12 protein-coding genes are annotated in these 17,286 nt (G+C 63.4%); 9 read left to right on the top strand and 3 right to left on the bottom strand.

Going from position 1 to position 17,286, the window contains the following annotated elements; all coding sequences use genetic code 11:
* Positions 1 to 17: 17 nt before the first annotated feature.
* The 9 genes from BM374_RS24220 to BM374_RS24185 all read left to right on the top strand — a co-directional run bounded on the left by BM374_RS24220 (position 18) and on the right by BM374_RS24185 (position 11,578).
* Positions 18 to 2,198, top strand: coding sequence for a type I secretion system permease/ATPase (locus tag BM374_RS24220; RefSeq protein WP_092297677.1), 2,181 nt, complete (start codon positions 18 to 20; stop codon positions 2,196 to 2,198).
* Positions 2,195 to 3,553 (top strand): HlyD family type I secretion periplasmic adaptor subunit, encoded by a 1,359-nt coding sequence (locus BM374_RS24215; protein WP_092297674.1) that lies wholly within the window; start codon positions 2,195 to 2,197, stop codon positions 3,551 to 3,553. The genes BM374_RS24220 and BM374_RS24215 overlap by 4 nt, the downstream gene beginning before the upstream one ends.
* A 306-nt stretch (positions 3,554 to 3,859) precedes the next feature.
* Positions 3,860 to 4,882 carry a hypothetical protein gene (locus tag BM374_RS24210; protein WP_143270237.1) on the top strand — a complete coding sequence of 341 codons (1,023 nt, stop codon included), beginning with the start codon at positions 3,860 to 3,862 and terminating at the stop codon, positions 4,880 to 4,882.
* Between the two features lie 175 nt (positions 4,883 to 5,057).
* Positions 5,058 to 5,837, top strand: a complete 780-nt coding sequence (locus tag BM374_RS24205) for a DUF4261 domain-containing protein (RefSeq protein WP_092297668.1) — start codon at positions 5,058 to 5,060, stop codon at positions 5,835 to 5,837.
* A gap of 13 nt (positions 5,838 to 5,850) precedes the next feature.
* On the top strand, positions 5,851 to 6,600 hold the full coding sequence (locus tag BM374_RS24200) for an imm11 family protein (protein ID WP_143270236.1): 750 nt from the start codon (positions 5,851 to 5,853) through the stop codon (positions 6,598 to 6,600).
* Positions 6,585 to 6,920 carry a hypothetical protein gene (locus BM374_RS38030; RefSeq protein WP_143270235.1) on the top strand — a complete coding sequence of 112 codons (336 nt, stop codon included), beginning with the start codon at positions 6,585 to 6,587 and terminating at the stop codon, positions 6,918 to 6,920. Before BM374_RS24200 ends, BM374_RS38030 begins: the two co-directional genes overlap by 16 nt.
* The gene (locus BM374_RS24195) at positions 6,857 to 7,507 is read left to right on the top strand and encodes a hypothetical protein (RefSeq protein ID WP_092297663.1); all 651 of its coding nucleotides are present in this window, start codon (positions 6,857 to 6,859) and stop codon (positions 7,505 to 7,507) included. The genes BM374_RS38030 and BM374_RS24195 overlap by 64 nt, the downstream gene beginning before the upstream one ends.
* Positions 7,508 to 7,670: 163 nt before the next feature.
* Positions 7,671 to 8,414: an imm11 family protein gene (locus BM374_RS24190; RefSeq protein ID WP_143270233.1), complete on the top strand. Its 744-nt coding sequence runs from the start codon at positions 7,671 to 7,673 to the stop codon at positions 8,412 to 8,414.
* Between the two features lie 2 nt (positions 8,415 to 8,416).
* A complete protein-coding gene (locus tag BM374_RS24185) occupies positions 8,417 to 11,578 on the top strand; it encodes an SPM autocatalytic domain-containing protein (protein WP_092297657.1) in 3,162 nt (1,053 codons plus the stop codon).
* 17 nt (positions 11,579 to 11,595) lie between these two features.
* Here the strand turns inward: BM374_RS24185 and BM374_RS24180 are convergent, their stop codons facing one another.
* From BM374_RS24180 to BM374_RS24170, 3 genes are all read right to left on the bottom strand, one after another.
* On the bottom strand, positions 11,596 to 13,863 hold the full coding sequence (locus tag BM374_RS24180) for a cation:proton antiporter domain-containing protein (protein ID WP_092298041.1): 2,268 nt from the start codon (positions 13,861 to 13,863) through the stop codon (positions 11,596 to 11,598).
* Between the two features lie 255 nt (positions 13,864 to 14,118).
* The gene (locus BM374_RS24175) at positions 14,119 to 15,879 is read right to left on the bottom strand and encodes a methyl-accepting chemotaxis protein (RefSeq protein ID WP_177248498.1); all 1,761 of its coding nucleotides are present in this window, start codon (positions 15,877 to 15,879) and stop codon (positions 14,119 to 14,121) included.
* Positions 15,880 to 16,072: 193 nt separating this feature from the next.
* Positions 16,073 to 16,933: an aldo/keto reductase gene (locus BM374_RS24170; RefSeq protein ID WP_244552679.1), complete on the bottom strand. Its 861-nt coding sequence runs from the start codon at positions 16,931 to 16,933 to the stop codon at positions 16,073 to 16,075.
* Positions 16,934 to 17,286 lie beyond the last annotated feature (353 nt).

Here is a 17,286-nt window from a genome sequence, read left to right as displayed (position 1 = left end):
CCGATTCTGGAGCGCTTATGTCTGACCCTGCCAATCTTGCCGAAGCCGCCGACTTCAAGCCGGTGATCGATACCGGCATCGTCGCGCTGGCCATCCTTGCCGCGGTCCACGAAAAGCCCATCGATGTCGAGGAGATCAGGCGCGAATACGTCGAGCCTGGGGCGTTCGCCGGCCGCGATGATCTGCTGCGAGCGGCGAAGGGCGAAGGATTCAAGGCGCGTTACATCGCGACCAACTTTGCCCGGCTTGCGCGTTCGCCACTGCCGGCGATCGCCGAAGCGGCCGATGGCGGTTTCTTCATTCTGGCGCGCGTCGACCCGGACGGCGTGCTGGTGCAGGAAGTCGGCCGTCCGCCGGCGCATTGGACCGAGGCGGAGCTGGCGTCACGCTGGAGCGGCGGACTCATCGTCGTCACCTTGCGCGTAGCTGCCGACGGCGGATTTGCCCGCTTCGGCATGACCTGGTTCTTGCCGGTGATCGTCCGCTTCAGGCGGGTGTTCGGTGAAGTGCTGCTGGTCTCGCTGTTCATGCAGATCGCAGCACTCGCAACGCCACTGTTCTTCCAGGTCATCATCGACAAGGTGCTGGTCCACAAAGGCGTCAGCACCCTGACCGTGGTGATGATGGCGCTGGCGGGGCTAGCCGTGCTCGAAGTCACGCTCAGTGGCATCCGCACCTACCTGTTTGCCCATACCACCAGCAGGATTGACGCAATTCTCGGCGCCAAGCTGTTTCGGCACCTGGTCGGGCTGCCGATCGCCTATTTCGAATCCCGTCCGGTGGGCCAGACGGTGGCGCGGGTCCGCGAACTCGAGAACATCCGCCAGTTCCTGACCAGCTCCGGCCTGATGCTGATCATCGATATCGTCTTCACCGTGGTGTTCTTCGCGGTGATGGCAATGATCGCACCTCTCCTCACACTGATTCCGCTCGCCGCCATTCCGCTTTACATCCTGGTTTCGATCGTGGTGACGCCGATTCTCAGAGCCCGGATTCAGGAACGCTTTGCGCGCGGGGCGCAGAACCAGTCTCTGCTGGTCGAGATGCTGACCGGAATGGAAACGGTGAAGGCGATGGCGATCGAGCCTCAGGCGCGCCGCCGCTGGGAACGGCAGCTCGCGGGTTATATCACCGCCTCGTTTCGCACCGTCAGTCTCGGCACCGTCGGCTCGCAGAGCGTGGCGCTGATCAACAGGATGTCGATGGCGTTGATCCTGTGGCTCGGCGCCTCCGCCGTGATGGACGGCAGCCTGACGATCGGCCAACTCGTCGCTTTCAACATGCTGGCAGGCCAGGTCAGCCAGCCGATCATCCGGCTCGCGCAGATGTGGCAGGATTTCCAGCAATTTCGCATCTCGATCGAGCGGCTCGGCGACATCATCGACACGCCCGCCGAGACGGTGCGAGCCAGTGTCCGCCATGATCTGCCGCCGCTGCGCGGTGACATCCGCTTCGAGCACGTCGTGTTCCGCTACCGGCCGGCCACGCCGCCGGCGCTCGAGGACGTCTCGCTGAGGATCTCGCCGGGAGAGGTCATTGGCGTCGTCGGCCGCTCCGGCTCCGGCAAATCGACACTGATGAAGCTGGTGCAGCGCTTTCATATCCCCGAGGCAGGCAAGGTGCTGGTCGATGGCGTCGACGTGGCATTGATCGATCCGGCATGGCTGCGGCGTCAGATCGGCGTGGTGCTTCAGGAAAACGTTCTGTTCAATCGGACGGTGCGCGAGAACATCGCGCTTGCCAATCCCGCGATGTCGCTGGAGCGGGTCATCCAGGTTGCCAAGCTCGCCGGCGCGCATGATTTCATTCTCGAGCTTCCGCATGCCTATGACACCGTATTGGACGAGCGCGGCGCCAACCTGTCCGGCGGACAGCGTCAGCGCATAGCGATTGCCCGTGCGCTCGCCACCGACCCACGCATCCTGGTCTTCGACGAGGCGACTTCGGCCCTCGACTACGAGAGCGAGCGCATCATCCAAGCCAACATGCGCGCGATGTGCCGCGGCCGCACCGTCCTCATCGTTGCGCACCGGCTGTCGGCGGTGCGCAACGCCGACCGCATCGTGGTGATGGATCGCGGCCGCTGTGTCGAGCAGGGCACCCATGAGGAGCTGTTGCGACAGGTCGGCTTCTATGCCGGGCTGGTCCGTCAGGCGGCGGCGGACCGTGGCGATGAACAAGGAGGACAGGCCGCATGAAATTGCAGTGGCTCGCCCGCCGACTGGAGCGGCCGGGGCGCCGCGACGCGCTGGAGCGCGCCTTCCTGCCGGCGGCACTGGAAATCGTCGAGACACCGCCGTCGCCGACCTGGCGCGTCACCGGCCTGGTGATTGTCGGATTTCTCGCCGGCTCTTTATTCTGGGCTGGACTAAGTCACATGGACATCATCGCCGTGGCCGAGGGAAAATTCGTTCCGGTCGGCCAGGTCAAGGTGGTGCAGCCGCTGGAAACCGCCGTGGTGAAGGCGATCCATGTCGAGGAAGGGACTCATGTCCGTCTCGGCGACACCCTGATCGAGCTGGACCCCACAGACACGTCGGCCAATCTCGGCAGTCTGCGCTACGATCGAAGCCAGGCGCTGCTCGATGCTGAAGCCGCGCGAATCCTGTTGGCGGGCGGCGGTGTCGAAGGGTTCACCGCGCCCGAGGGCGCGAACCCGGTGCTCGCCGCCGCGGTGCAGGACCAGACCCGCGAGGAGCTCGCCCGTTTCGACGCCTCGATGGGGGCGATCGATGCGCAACGTCTGCAACGCGAGGCGGCCATCCGCTCCGCCCGCGCGCAGCAGGATGTCCTGGCGGAGGTCATTCCACTGCTCACCGAGCGTTACGAGGCGCTCAAGGGATTGTTCGAGCGCGGCAACGGTCCGAAGCCGCCGGTGCTCGCCGTGCAACAGGAATTGACCGAGAAGAAGGGCAATCTGATCAGTCTTCAGCAACAGGAACAGCAAGGACAGGCCGACCTCGTCGCATTGCAGGCGACCGCCCGCGGGACACTCACCCAATTCCGCGCCAGCGCTTCCGATCGGCGTCTCAAGGCGCTGCAACGCGCAACTGAACTGGAGCAACAGATTGCCAAGGAAGAGATGCGGGACGATCGCCGGCGTCTGGTTTCACCGGTCAGCGGCACGGTGCAGGAACTCAAAACTCACACCGTCGGTGCGGTGGTCACGACTGCCGACAAGCTCATGATCATCGTGCCGGACGGAACACCCGTTATGATCGAAGCCTTTGTCGAGAACCGCGACATTGGATTCGTTCGCGAAGGACAGGCGGCAGCCGTGAAGATCGATGCCTATCCGTTCACGCGCTACGGAACCGTGGAGGCCAGGCTTGATCAGATCGGCAAGGACGCGGTGGAAGAGAACGGCAAGGGCTTGCGGTTTCCAGCGCGCCTCGTTCCGGCCAGCATGGAGATTCCGATCAACGGCGAACTGCGTCCTCTGATGCCCGGCATGAGCGCAGCCGTCGAGATCAAGACCGGGCGGCGCACCGTGCTCGACTTCGTTCTCGCACCAATCAAGGAGACATTGCACGGTGCCGGGCACGAACGCTGACTCGATTGACGATCCCCGCGGGAACCGCGATGAACTCATGGCTTCCATGCAGATCGTGATTTTCACGAAACCGCCCTTCATTCTCCGCGTTCATCAGCCAAGTCGCTCAACCAGGACGTTTGATCAACAATCCGCGCGATAGCGGCATGTGGCGGTGGGAGAAAGGCAATGGATGAAGTGAGCGATGGTTCAAACACTTCCGGGCAGGAGCTATCCACGATCAGTGCGCGAGCTTCAGCCGGCCAGTTGCGACTGCTATCGCAACAGGACAAGTCTGATGGCCACGACTCGTTTGATGACAGAATCTTGACGGCTTCGTCCGCCGACGCTGGCAGTCCGTTGCTCTCGAGCAATGGCAACAGTGACGCGATTGCCTTGCGCGCCGCGGCGCCAGGCGCGCCCGAGCTGCGCGCGGCAGGCGACGCGGTGTCATCATTTGACGCCACCGCCGATCGCGGCTTGACGACAACCGAGCCCCCGACGTCGCACCTTGGCGACATGCTGCAATCGAATGCCCTCGCCCCACCAGATTCCGACGATTCGCGGGCCCCGCCGACATCACCTTCCCTTGCCAATCGCGCGATGGCGGCGGATGACGTCTTGGAGCCGCGTGCGCCGGAACCTTGGCGCGACGCCGGCTTGGGAACGCATCACAACGGCGCGTCCTCGCAGGGCGACAACGTCAGCCATGATTCAGGATCAGCCGCGGCGCCCGACGCGTCGCAGCAGGCCGATCATCTCATCTCTTCAACGCTCGACGTCCTCCCGCTCGATGACATCATTGATCCAGCCCGGCATCACAATTCGACGGCAGCTGATCATCACAAGGCGCCCGCGAATGATGGCGGCCCGCAGCCCGACATGTCGAAGCCTGCCGATCCCCTAGAGATCGATGGCACATCCAAATCCGCCGATCACGTCACCGCCCATCCCGGCGATGCAACAAGCTCCGCCGCAGGCGGCTTGGCTGCCGACGGTGCAACGATTCATCAAGCGCAGGCGGCTGTGACATCCACCGGCGAACTGGTCGAAGCCGGCACCAAGGCGATCCTGCGGGCAACGGACGATTCGCCAAACCGGATCGGGCCGCACGCCAGTGCCGCCGACTTCGTGCTCGGCGCTGCGCCAGGCCACATCCATTCGACCGCTCATGCAACCGTGGCGTTCAGTCCTGAGGTCCTGGGTGCGCGTGACCAGCTTGCTTCGGCAATTGCGACTGCGACACCGGAAGCTGCGGCAACCACCACATTGCCGACGTCTCAGATCACGGGCGCAATCATCCCGACGCTTGGCAGCGACATGCACCCGCTACAGAAACATGCCGCCTAGGCGAACGATGTTCAAGCAACCGATCGAGCGGGATCGCAAACTCAGGCCGTTCCGCTCGTGACAAGATAAGGCTCAACCTCAGCCATCGTTCATGGCATAAATGGCCGGTGCCTGCGGTTTCCGATCGCAAGCCTCCTGGCAATTCCCTTCACGGGAAGCAATGAGGACGTGAAATATGACGGATCGTCATCTCGCCTTCGCTCTGTTCGAACGGCCCGTCGTCCTCGATCTCGCAGCGATCGTCGATGTCTTGCGCAAACGACATCCCGGAATCGAGATTGACCTGCCGGAGGCGGCGCCGGGAACGGAAGCGCCTGTGATCCGCTGCGGCGGCATGAACGTCCTGTTGATGGTCATGCCGATGCCAGTCCCGCGCGAGAGCTGGGAATTGCCCGGCCGGCGTGCCGTCGCAACCTGGCCGGCAGCGATCGAGGTCCTCGGCCGGCATGCCTGCCACGTCGTTGTCACGACGGTTGGGCAAGCCGAAACGCCTGCACAGCAGCTGCAGGCCGCGCGGGCCGTGACCGCCGTCACCGGCGGTTTGATCGCGACGATTCCCGCCGCAGCGGTCTTGTGGGACGGGCTTGTCGCCCATTCTGCCGATCGTTGGGAACAGCTGTCGCGCGAGACGTTCGCCGGCTATCCACGCATTCCGTTTCCGCTGTGGGTCAGCATCCATCCCTTCCGCGACGGCCCCATCATCGGCGCGATCACATTTGGTCTGACGCCGTTCGGCGGCCGCGAGATCGAGTTCGAAGGCAAAGGCGCAGACACGAACGCGATCGTGACCAAGGTCGCCGGCCTCATCGTCTATGTGCTCGAACATGGCGCCGTGCTGCGCGACGGCGATACGTTCGGCGCCGGCGAGTCCGATCGCATCCGGATCCACCACGTCGTCTCGCGCCGTGTTCAGGGGCTGCCGGTGCTGCAGGCCACCATACCTGCCGCGGCTTAGGAGAGTATCGGCGATGGCGAAAGCACCGCGACGGGTTTACGAAATCACCCCAGCATGGCCATTCGGCACGCCGGTGGTAGTGGAGGTGGCCGGCTGGAATGCGGCGCTGACGACATCGGTCGATTTCGCGGCGGTCGAGCGCTGGTACGACAAGCCTCTTCCCACCGAGGCACGCCTGCTCTGCAAGCCGCGCAAGCAGATCCCGGAATTGATCCTGACTGGTGCTGACGCGCCGGTGGTCAGCGCCGGCATGAAAGCGGTGCTGGAGCAGGAGGCTCCCGGCGAGAGCGAATTCCGTCCCTTCACGCTGCAGTGGGAGGACGGCACGGCGGTGCCGGGCGAATGGCACCTGTGCAACTTGCTCAAGCGCATTGACTGTTTCGACTTTGCCGCGATGGGAATTCAGCAGCCGGATCCGAAAGAAGTCGAGAAAACGCTGCATCAAAAGCGCAACGACCCGATGAGCGCCGAGGAATACTGGCTGCGTGAGGGCTACATCAACCGCATGATGGGTGCGATGTACGTCAACCTCGCGTCCATAGACGGCGCGCACATCTGGCGGCCGAGATGGCATCCCGCATCGGTCTTCGTCACCGACAAGCTGCTCGCCGCCAAGGTTCGAGGCGTGCAGGCGGAACGGCTCGGCACGCGCGAAGAGCCGCTGCCGACCCTGGAAGAAATCCGCGAGAAGGCGAAGTTGGCCGTCCTGAAACCTGAAAAACCGTCCACCAAAACGGAGGCCCGATCATGCTCAAATCCGTGAGTGGCTTTAATGGACTGCTCGATATCCCCGCCGGCCATCCGGCCTACGCCAATTTTATCCGGTACCTGATCGAAACTGCGACGAAAAAACATGATGTCAACACGCCTCTAACGCCCGCGGAAACCACCGAGCTTGCCAGCCGTCTCAATTCGATCCAGGCCTATTTGCGGATGGCACTGTCCGGTCTGCTGCCGGATTCGAACGTTACTTCGAGCGGACGCGTGCCGTTGACTGCTTCGACTACGCCGCGATGGGAATGGAGCCACCCGATCCGGTGGTTGTGGAGAAATCGCTGCACCACAAGCGAACCGACCCGATGAGCGCGGAGGAATACGTGCCCGCCGCGGCCTGGAGCAGGAGTATCAGATGGCGAACGCGCCAAGGCACCGATGGGTCCGACGCGACACAGGTCGTCGGCGACGATCTGAAGAGTTTCACGATCGATCACTATGCTGGCGAGTCTCGGCCGGACATGCTCTCGCCCGATCAGGACTATATCGGCTATTACCGGTTTGCCACGACGCTGCGGGTGCTGTTCGTCACTGCAGTTCATCAGGCCGAAAAATCGGATGGCCGGATTAAACGTCTGCACATCAACATCAATGCGTTGGGCGGCCGCGGCGAAGGCCGATATCGCGGGACGCCGTCGAACCATTTCAACGAAGCGGAAAAGCGCGCCATTGCCGAAATCCTCAAGGCCGCGTTCCAGCACGACCGTAAATTGCTGTTTGCCTTCCATGACCGCGATGCCCGGCGCGACGACGAGATAGACGTCGGATCTTCTATGACGGAAAGCGCGCTTAGCAGAGCCAAACGCGCCAACAGAACCACTCGGCACGCGCGAAGAACCGCTGCCGACACTGGAAGAGATCCGCGAGAAGGCGAAGTTGGCCGGCCTGAAACCTGAAAACCGTCCACCAAAACGGAGGCCCGATCATGCTCAAATCCGTAAGTGGCTTTAACGGGCAGCTCGACATCCCCCACGGGCTATCAGGCCCATCGCTTGATTCCCCAGCGATTATTCGACAACCCGGCCACCATACCCGCCGCGGCTTAGGAGAATATCAGTGATGGCGAAAGCACCACCACGAGTTTACGAGATCAAGCCGGCCTGGCCATTCGGCACGCGGGTGGTGATGGACGTGGCCGGCGGGGACCCAGCACTGACGACGTCGGTCGATTTCGCGGCGGTCGAGCGCTGGGACGGCAAGCCTCTTCCCACCGAGGCACGCCTGCTCTGCAAGCCGCGCAAGCAGATTCCGGAGTTAATCCTGACCGGTGACAGGACGCCGCTGGTCAGCGCCGGAATCAAAGCGGTGCTGGAGCAGGAGGCTCCCGGCGAGAGCGAATTCCGTCCCTTCACCCTGCAGTGGGAGGACCGCACGGCGGTGCCGGGGGAATGGCACTTATGCAATCTCCTCAGGCGCATCGACTGTTTCGACTACGCCGCGATGGGAATGGAGCCACCGGATCCGGTGGCGGTGGAGAAATCGCTGCACCACAAGCGAACCGACCCGATGAGCGCGGAGGAATACTGGCTGCGCGAGGGTTACATCAATGAGATGCTGGGCCCGAAATACGTCGACCTCGCGACCATAGACGGCGCGCACATCTGGCGGCCGAGATGGCATCCCGCATCGATTTTCGTCACCGACAAGCTGCTCGCCGCATTCAAACGCGCCAAGATTCGCGGATTGCAGGCGGAACGGCTCGGCACCCGCGAAGAGCCGCTTCCGACGCTCGCAGAGATTCGCGACAAGGCGAAGTTGGCCGGCCTGAAACCTGAAAAACCGTCCACCAAAACGGAGGCCTGATCATGCTCAAATCCGTAAGTGGTTTTAACGGTCTGGTCGACATCCCCACCGGCTATCAGGCCCATCACTTGATTCCCCAGCAATTGCTCGACAACTCGTTCCTGAAGCAGCTCGGCGGGGCGGTCGATTTCAAGGACTTTGGCACCAACGGCATTGCGCTGCCAGAAGACGTGGCGACCGCCTTGGCCGGAGGCCAGACCACTCATCTTGGCTCGCATCCCGCTTACACCGACTTCATTCAGTCCCTCGTCGACACCGCGACGAAAAAATATTATGTCAAAACGCCTCTATCGCCCGCGGAAATCACCGATCTTGCCGGCCGCGTCAACGCGATCCAGGCCTATTCGCGGATGGCGCTGTCCGGCCTGCTTCCGGATTCGAACGTCGCGCCGGGTGGACGGGTGCCGTTGAACGCGCGGGATCCGATGATTTCATCGGGTGACCCGGCCGAGGTCAGGGCATTTTTCAATGACTTGCGAGCGGAGCTGCAGAGCAAGGGCTTCACAACACCGGAGAGCCTCGACGGGCTCGTTGATTTTACGCGCTACGAACTGCTCAACCAGGCGGACGCGTTCAATCCGAATCTGACGGCAACGCAACGAAGCGAACTTGCGCGCAATGTCGATGACGTCCGCGCCTCGCTCGATGCCAGCGGCAGGACCGATCTCGTCAGCCAGCTGAACGACGCAGGACGCAGTCGCTACACATTGGGCGGGGCGACACAATCCAATGGTGCCAGTCCGCAACTGCTGCAAGGGGTCGAGGATGCGACCGGGCGATCCTTTGCCACGGGACTGAGCGCGCCGGAAAACCTTGCCGCGCCGGAAAGCTTCGGAACGATCGGCTCGTCGGGGCCTGCGCCGCTCGACACTGCGACGCCGCGCGACGTGGCGACGCTGCCGCAGACCGAGCTGCCAGATACCGGGCAGCCTGCGCTGTCGCCCAACATCGGTGACGCCTCCACCATTCCAGCCGTCCCGGACAATCCCGTGATCCCGGACAATCCTGTTGTCCAGAACCCCGTTGTTCAGAACCCTGTTGTCCAGGACAACCAGGCGCCGACAGGGACTACCACCACCGAACTGCCGGAGACGCGCGCTCCCGGCATCGCCCAGGCGCCGGAGCTGAGTGTGGCACCGCCTGAGACCACCGCACCATCGGCGCTTCCGTCGAGCACGACGGCGGTGGGCGAAGCAGCTGATGTCGCGGACGTGCCGCGGGCACCGGCGTCCGACCTTTCAGCCCCGACGCCGGCGCCCGAATCCCCCACCGAATTCACCGGCACCGCGACCGGAACGTTCACGCCGAATTTCGTCGGTGTGATCGGGCAATCGCCGACAGCCTCGAAAATCTTCACCGGCGCCGGCGTGCTGGGAGCGGCCGGTCTCGCGGCTGACGCCGGCATGACCGGCTACAACGCCTATCAAATGTACAATCAGGGCGACACGCTGGGAGCAGGCCATGAAGTTGCCGGCTTCGGCGGTCGTCTCGGCGGCTCGCTGACCGGCGCCTATCTGCTCGGCGAAGCCGGCGCCCTCGGCGGGCCGTGGGGCGCATTGGGCGGGGCGATCGTCGGCGGCATTGGCGGCGCCATCCTCGGCGACAAGGGCGTGAAGTCGCTCTACGACAGCCTCACCGGCTATCAGCCGCCGGCCGCTGCAGCGGCGCCGACACCGGCCTGGCCGGATCAGTTCGCCGCCGAATTCGATCGCAACAATGGCGGCGGCCCGTCCAGCGATCCGATGACCGGCTTCCAAACCGAGAGCCAGGCCGATTACGATGCGCGCCGGCAAGCCTATGTCGATTCCAAGATGGCGGATCAACAGGCGCAGGGCCAGCAGATGCTCGATACATTGAAGCTGATGCCCAGCGTTGACCCCAGCGCGCCGCCTGCCGATCCGACGACGAGCCCACCTCCTGCGGCGCCGAGCGAGCCCGCACCGGCGGCGCCGCTGGATACGCCGCCTGCCAATACCGGCTCGTCCACTGCGCCGTTGAACGCCACTCCGGACGATATCAACGCGCTCACTCCGACCTCCATTGGTCTTCCCGGCAATCTCGGAGGCGTGACCACGCCGGCTTCGCCGCCGTCACCGGACACGAGCAGCCTCTCGCTCGGCGTCAGCTTGAACAGTGGGATCGATCCAACCCTCGGTTCTTTCGACACCGGGCTGAATTCGAACCTTGGCCTGAGCTCCAATCTCAACACCGGCCTGACGTCGGGCGTGACTGGCAGCACCCTCCCCGATTTGAATTCCGGGATCGACAGCGGTTTCAGCTCGGGAATCAACAGCAGCCTGGGCTCGGGCCTCGACAACAGCTTCAATTCGGGCCTCGACAGCAACCTCAATTCTGGCCTCGACGGCAGTTTCAACTCCGGGCTCAACAGCAGCCTCGGCTCGGGCCTCGACAGCGGTCTCGGTTCTTCATCGAGCTTCAGCGATTTCGGCGACAACAGCTTGGGCGGCGACTCCTTCAGCAGCGGCTCGGTCGGTGGCGACATGGGGCCGGTGGTGCTCGATCTTTCCGGACAAGGCATTCGGATCACCGGCCTCACCGATTCCCACGCCGCGTTCGATGCCGACAGTAACGGCGTGCCGAACCGGATTGCCTGGACAACGCCTGACGAAGGCCTGCTCGTATTCGACGCCAACGGTTCGGGCACCGTCGACCAGACCAGCGAACTGGCGCTGCGACAATGGACACCCGGCGCCCAGACCGATCTTCAGGGCCTCGCCACTTTCGACACCAATCATGACGGTGCACTCGATGCGCCGGACAAGGACTTCGGCCGCTTCGGCGTGTGGCGCGACGCCAATGGCAATGGCATCAGCGACCCCGGCGAGCTTAGCTCGCTGGTCGAAGCCGGCGTGAATGCAATCTCGCTCGCCTCCGATGGCGTGCAGAGCCGCCTGCCGGATGGCTCGACGATCTACGGTCAGGGCTCGTTCAGCCGCACCGACGGCCGCAGCGGCCGGTTGGCCGACGTGGCGCTCGCTTTTGCACCCGACGTCAACGCCGCGCGCGATCAGCTCGTCGGCGCGATGGCTGCGGGACCGGGCGCATCGGCGGGGACGACGGCGCCGATACTCGCTCCCGTTGCGACAGCCGTGCCCTTGCTCGGAGCCGACGTCGCCTCGCTGCTTCATGCAAGAGCTGGATGACGACGAACTGGTGGCTGTCAGGCCTTCTCGGCAGGCGTCCGCCCCGCCTCACCGCTCGACACCAGCAGCACCGACACCTTCGATTGCCTGAGCACGGCGTCGGCGACGCCGCCGAAGGAGAGGTGATCGGCCTGGATGCGGTCGACGCCCATGACGACGAGATCGACGTCGGTGGTATCGATCTCGCGCAGGATCGCGGATTCCGGCGCCCGGTTCACCCGCAACGTGGTGGTGATATCGACGTCGTAGCGGGCGGCGAGATCGCTGGCGTCCTTGAGGATGCCGGCCTCCTGGCTCAGGCCGCGAGAGGCGCCGCGCTGCGCGCCCTTGTCCCGCGTCGTCGCGACATAGATCACGCGAAGCGAACCTGATCCGGCCTGCGCCAGCGCGACCGCGACCTCGGCGCCACGCTTGGAGATGCCGCTGCCGGAGACCGGAACGAGGATGTTGAGCGCATCCGGCATCGGTTGCTTCAGATGCTTGCCCTTGGCCGCCACGATCGCGAGCGGGCCCTCGAACCTTGCGGCGATATCCTCGATCTTCGGGTCGAAGCGATCCTTGGCGGCGGCGACTTTGTCGATGCCGACGACGAGGAGATCAAAGCCCTTGCGTGCCTCGTCGGCGATGGTCTCTCCGAGTTCGGCGCGCCTGGCACGGGTGACGACATCGACCCCGCCGGCCTCGCCGTCGCCATTGGCTGAAACGGTTTCGGCGGCCTTCTTCACCACGGCTTCGTGGCTCTCCTTCTCGTCGCGGCCCCTCTCCTGCTCCATGGCGCGCTTGCCGATATGCAGCACGGTGATCGGCAGGCCGCGCATGCCGGCGATCAGGCCGATGACGTGCGAAGCGAATGTGGCGTTGACGCTCTCGTCGACTGCCAGCAGCGGACGTTCGAGATTGGCGACGAAGCCGCGCTTTTCGAACTCCTCACGCTCCAGTCGTTCCTTCTCGTCCTTGTTCATCGGCAGGCCGGCCAGCGCCGCGCGCAGCATCGGCGGCATCGCCATCGTGGTCACGATCGCCATCGTGACGATCATCGTGAACATGACCTGGCTGAGCACGCCGATCGATAGGCCGATGGTGGCGATGATCACCTCCGTCGAGCCGCGCGCGTTCATCCCGCTCGCAAGCGCGAGCGACTCCCGCGTGCTCAGACCGCCGACGGTGCCGCCGACAAAGGCGCCGCCGAACTTGCCGACGCTGGCGATCACCACCAGCAGCCCGGTGAGCATCAGGAGATTGGGATCGCGCAGCACCGACAGATCGGCGCTGAGGCCGGCAAGGCCGAAGAACACCGGCATGAAGAAGCTGGAGATCAGCCCGCGCAGACGCTCGTCGATCTGCCGCGTCAGGATCGGGGACTCGCCGACCAGGATGCCGGCGACGAAGGCCCCGAGCACGGTGTGGACGCCGATCGCATGCGTGATCAACGCCATCACGCCCATCAACAGCAGGATCACGGTGATCACCGCGGCCGTGCTGACGAGGTTGTCGTTGGCCCAGCGAATGAGCTGAAATACCAGCCGGCGGCCGATGGTGAAGCTGACGGCGAGAAAGACAAGCGTGCCCAGCACCGCCTTCGCCACCGAGGCGATGTCCAGCGTGCCCTGCGAGGCGAGGCTGAAGATGACGGCGATGATGATCCAGCCGATGGTGTCGTCGATCACGGCGGTCGCGACGATGATCTGGCCGACATTGCGGCGCATGAAGTTCATCTCGCGAACGACCACCGCGACGATCTTCACCGAGGAGATCGACAGCGCCGTCCCCATGAACAGCGATGCAACGAGGCGCTGCTCCGGCTTCGGCAGCAGCGCCTCGGGCAGGAACTCGCCGAGCGTGAAGCCGCAGGCAAAGGGCAGGAGGATGCCGGCGATCGAGATCGCGATCGCGGCCTTGCCGATCTTCCTGACCAGCTTGAGGTCGGTCTCCATGCCGGTGAGCAGGAGCAGCAGCAGGATGCCGAATTGGGCGATGCCGTCGAGCATCGCCTTCTGCTCGGGTGTCTTGGGAAAGATCGCAGCTTGCGCCTCGGGCCAGAGCCAGCCGAACAGCGACGGCCCGAGCAAGATGCCCGCGAGCAATTCGCCGATCACCGAGGGCTGGCCGATCCGCTGCATGATCTCGCCGAGACCGCGGCCCATTGCGATCAGCAGCACGATCTGCGTCACCAGCAGGAATTCGGATGGCCCCGCCGAGCTGCCGCCTTCAGCGCTGGCCGCAAAGGTGGTGAGGACAAGCGCCGCTGCGACAAGGCCGATCGATCGGAGCAGGCTCCACTGCATGCACATGCAGGTGTCTTTCCCCCTTCACCAGCCCCGGCAAGGTGCCGGGGGCTGCAGGGGTAGAACCCGCGAAAGGTGGAGCGGGTTCCCGCCGCTGGCGCCGGGCCGGGGGAAGCGAATTCGAAAACAATCCCATGCACAGTAGAGATCGGCTTGAAGGAGCTCGACAAATTTCGCTCAAGCCGAAATCGGTTGCGCCGTCGGGCAAAACACCGGCATAATGGCATCATGGACGCAGGCCGGGCGGCGAAAATTCTACGCCGCCGACTGGAGGGCCTGAAGTCTGCGGACGAATCCCAACGCCGCTTCGTTCAAATCGCCAAATCTGCTTCTCAGCGCCTCTGCACGCGTGCCCGCGCCCTGGGCAATCGATTGACCCATGACAGCCTTTGAACAAACGTCCTCGACCGACTTCTGGAGATGCTCGGCCCCCTCTGCGGCGCACCTGGCCGCACGATTGATGTCGCTCGTGGCGCCGCTCTGTTCCTGAACCTCCCTGGCAATCGTCGCGCTCTGCTCGCGAATGTCCCTGATGACATCGACGATCGCAGCGATTTCGCTTGCCGCAGCCTGCGTCGCCGACTGGATGCCGAGCACCTGGGAGGAGATGTCTTCCGTCGCTCGCGCGGTTTGCGTCGCAAGCGTCTTGACCTCCGCCGCCACGACCGCAAAGCCGCGGCCCGCTTCACCCGCCCGCGCCGCCTCGATGGTCGCATTGAGGGCCAGCAGGTTGGTCTGGCCGGCGATATCGCTGATCAATTCCACGACGCTTCCAATTCTTGTCGCGGCTTGCACCATGCTCTCCACCATCAATCCGGCCTGGGTCGCGCGGCCGCTGGCAATATCAGCCACCTGGCTTGCTTCCTGGGCCCGCCCGTTGATGTTTCGCGTCGAGGCATCGAGCTGCTCGACCCCGGCAGCCATGGCCTGCACGCTGCCGGCAATGCCCCCTGCGGACGCCGACGCCGTGCGGCTGCACAGCATGTTGTCCGCGTTGAACCGCTCCAGTTCCTGGATCGCATCGGCAATGTGCCCTGCCGCCGCAACGACCTCATCCACGGACCCGACGACCGACTCCTCGAAGGACGAAGTCGCACGCGCGAGAACATCCCTCAGCTCGCTTTCCGCCTCCATCTTGAGCTTCGCCTGGGAGGCCTGAAGCGACAATCGATCCGCCGAATGGTCACGCAAGACGGCAACGGCCGCGGCCATGGCACCAATCTCATCCCGCCGGTCCACCCCCGGAATCTGCCCTTCGATCTCACCCGACACGATCTCGCGCAGGCGCTCCTCGAGACGCCGCAGCGGCCGGGAGATCGTTCCCGCAATCAAAACCGCAAACGCAACGCTCATGAGCACGACCAGCAGGGCGAGACCGCCGAGCCGCAGCGCCGCGGCCTTGAACGACAGGTCGAGATCGTCGACATACATTCCACTGATGACCATCAACTCGAGGTCCGGAAGCGCCCTGACGAAGGCCCTTTTGCGCAATGGCTCCGGCTGGCCGCTGCGGGGAAAATAATAGGTGACGGTGCCGGCGCCCGCGCTATGCGCGAGTTCGACGATGTCGCGCCGGAACAAGTGCCCAACGACGTCGCCCTTGTCGATCAGGTTCTTGCCGACGTTTTCAGGCGTGCCGCCATCGGCGAGATTGAGCCCGTCCCAATCATAGACAAAGAAGTAGTTGTTGCCGTCATACCGCGATTTCGCGACGATCTCCCTGATCCTCGCAATCATCTCGTCGCGGCTCATGCGGCCTGACAGCACCTCCTGCTGATAGGCGGAGATCTGCGATGCGACCACATCGACGGCGCCACGCAGCGCCCGCGTTCTCTCGGCTTCCATCTGATCGCGCAGCTGGACCAGGGACACGCCAACGAGAACCATCATCGCGAGAACACTGCCGAGCGTGAGCAGGCCCAGCCGCCATGCAATCTTGATCTTCTTCATGCGAAATCCCCAGGTGTTGCAATGAATGCCGAAGCTTGCGATCGAAAGCTTGACGAGGACTTTCATTGATGGCGCCGAACGCGACGCCATGCGCAAAATGTTATGCGTAATTTGCATCGGCCAGTCGCATCTTGCATCGAAGCGAGATGGTCATGCCGGCCGCAACGAAGGGCCGAGGCCGCGCTTCGGCGAGAAGAAGCCATTGGAGCAGACAAAGACAACGTCGGCTGCTGATGGCCAAGCAGACATCACCGCGGCTTCATCCCAAATCGTGGAGTTCCTTGGGCCCAAGGTTTTGGGCGGCCGCAAGCACATTATCTTCCAGATGATCGATGGATCGAGTGCCCGGGATTGGCAACATGACAGGTGATTTAGCGAGTAACCACGCGAGGGACAGGGCAGCGTGTGAGAGACCGAGACGAGAGGCGACCTCCTTTATCTTTTGTGCCTTCAAGCCACGCTTCCCGCCCAAGGGGTACCAAGGCAGAAAAGCGATTCCGAGCCGCTCACAGGCGGAGAGTACATCTTCGCTTGTTTTGTTTCGCAGATTGTACTCGTTCTGAACCGACACGATTGGTGCGATGGAGCGTGCGGCCTCTAGCTGGGCGACCGTGACATTCGAGAGGCCTATGTGGCGAATTTTGCCCACGCGCTGCAAATCCGCCAGCGCTCCAACTGACTCCAGGAATGGGACGTTAGGGTCAGGCGCATGGAGTTGGTACAAGTCGATCCGATCCAACCGCAACCGCTGCAAACTGCCTTCAAGCGCCCGCCGCAAATGGTCGGGGTGACCGTTTGATATCCAAGCCGCGCGTCTCGGTCTCACCAACCCGCCTTTCGTGGCAATAACCAAATCCGGCGGATAGGGATACAATGCTTGCGAAATCAATAACTCATCTACTTCGGGACCATAACTGTCCGCAGTGTCAATGAAATTTATGCCAAGCTCGACCACTCGATGCAAAACCCGATTGACGTGCTGTCCATCCCTCGGTCTTCCCCAGGCATAATCTCCCAACAGACGCATCGCACCGAAGCCCAATCGGTTAACCTTCAGGTCGCCGATGTCAATCTTTCCTGCAAGCGCTGCATCCTTGAGCGATGACTGTTTCACCGGCACCTCCGCCCCTCCCATGCACTTCCAGATAAGTCGAGTTGCGTGGAGGGTCATTCGCGCCATGTTGATCGTCAAGCGAGAGATAAGCATAGGCGTTGAGCTGTGGGCGGTCTTTACGCGCGTAAGAGCTGCATCTACACTGGCTGAAATTGCAATTTCTGGCCTGCGCCTGCCCAAGCGCCCTTAAAGCCTCTTAGTCCCTTCCGGCCCGATGCTGCTTAGCTCGATGCTCGCCCAATCGTCGGCTATCGAGTGTGGACTAGAAGCGGCTGGCAGCGGGGCAATCGGATGCTGGCCGCTTGAATATGCCGCGCCATCGATCAAGCGGCCGGCATAGGAAACCCTGCGCAGACGCG

This window comes from Bradyrhizobium sp. Ghvi, assembly GCF_900115265.1.
Lineage (GTDB): Bacteria > Pseudomonadota > Alphaproteobacteria > Rhizobiales > Xanthobacteraceae > Bradyrhizobium.
Note: the sequence above shows the minus strand (reverse complement) of the source record. Positions and strands in the feature narration are given on the sequence as shown.

Excerpts from the sequence above, each read along its gene's own strand:
- BM374_RS24185 (WP_092297657.1), top strand. The coding sequence starts at position 8,417 with ATGCTCAAATCCGTAAGTGGTTTTAACGGTCTGGTCGACATCCCCACC.
- BM374_RS24190 (WP_143270233.1), top strand. The coding sequence starts at position 7,671 with ATGGCGAAAGCACCACCACGAGTTTACGAGATCAAGCCGGCCTGGCCA.
- BM374_RS24220 (WP_092297677.1), top strand. The coding sequence starts at position 18 with ATGTCTGACCCTGCCAATCTTGCCGAAGCCGCCGACTTCAAGCCGGTG.
- BM374_RS38030 (WP_143270235.1), top strand. The coding sequence starts at position 6,585 with ATGCTCAAATCCGTGAGTGGCTTTAATGGACTGCTCGATATCCCCGCC.
- BM374_RS24195 (WP_092297663.1), top strand. The coding sequence starts at position 6,857 with ATGGAGCCACCCGATCCGGTGGTTGTGGAGAAATCGCTGCACCACAAG.
- BM374_RS24215 (WP_092297674.1), top strand. The coding sequence starts at position 2,195 with ATGAAATTGCAGTGGCTCGCCCGCCGACTGGAGCGGCCGGGGCGCCGC.
- BM374_RS24205 (WP_092297668.1), top strand. The coding sequence starts at position 5,058 with ATGACGGATCGTCATCTCGCCTTCGCTCTGTTCGAACGGCCCGTCGTC.
- BM374_RS24200 (WP_143270236.1), top strand. The coding sequence starts at position 5,851 with ATGGCGAAAGCACCGCGACGGGTTTACGAAATCACCCCAGCATGGCCA.
- BM374_RS24175 (WP_177248498.1), bottom strand. The coding sequence starts at position 15,879 with ATGAAAGTCCTCGTCAAGCTTTCGATCGCAAGCTTCGGCATTCATTGC.
- BM374_RS24180 (WP_092298041.1), bottom strand. The coding sequence starts at position 13,863 with ATGCAGTGGAGCCTGCTCCGATCGATCGGCCTTGTCGCAGCGGCGCTT.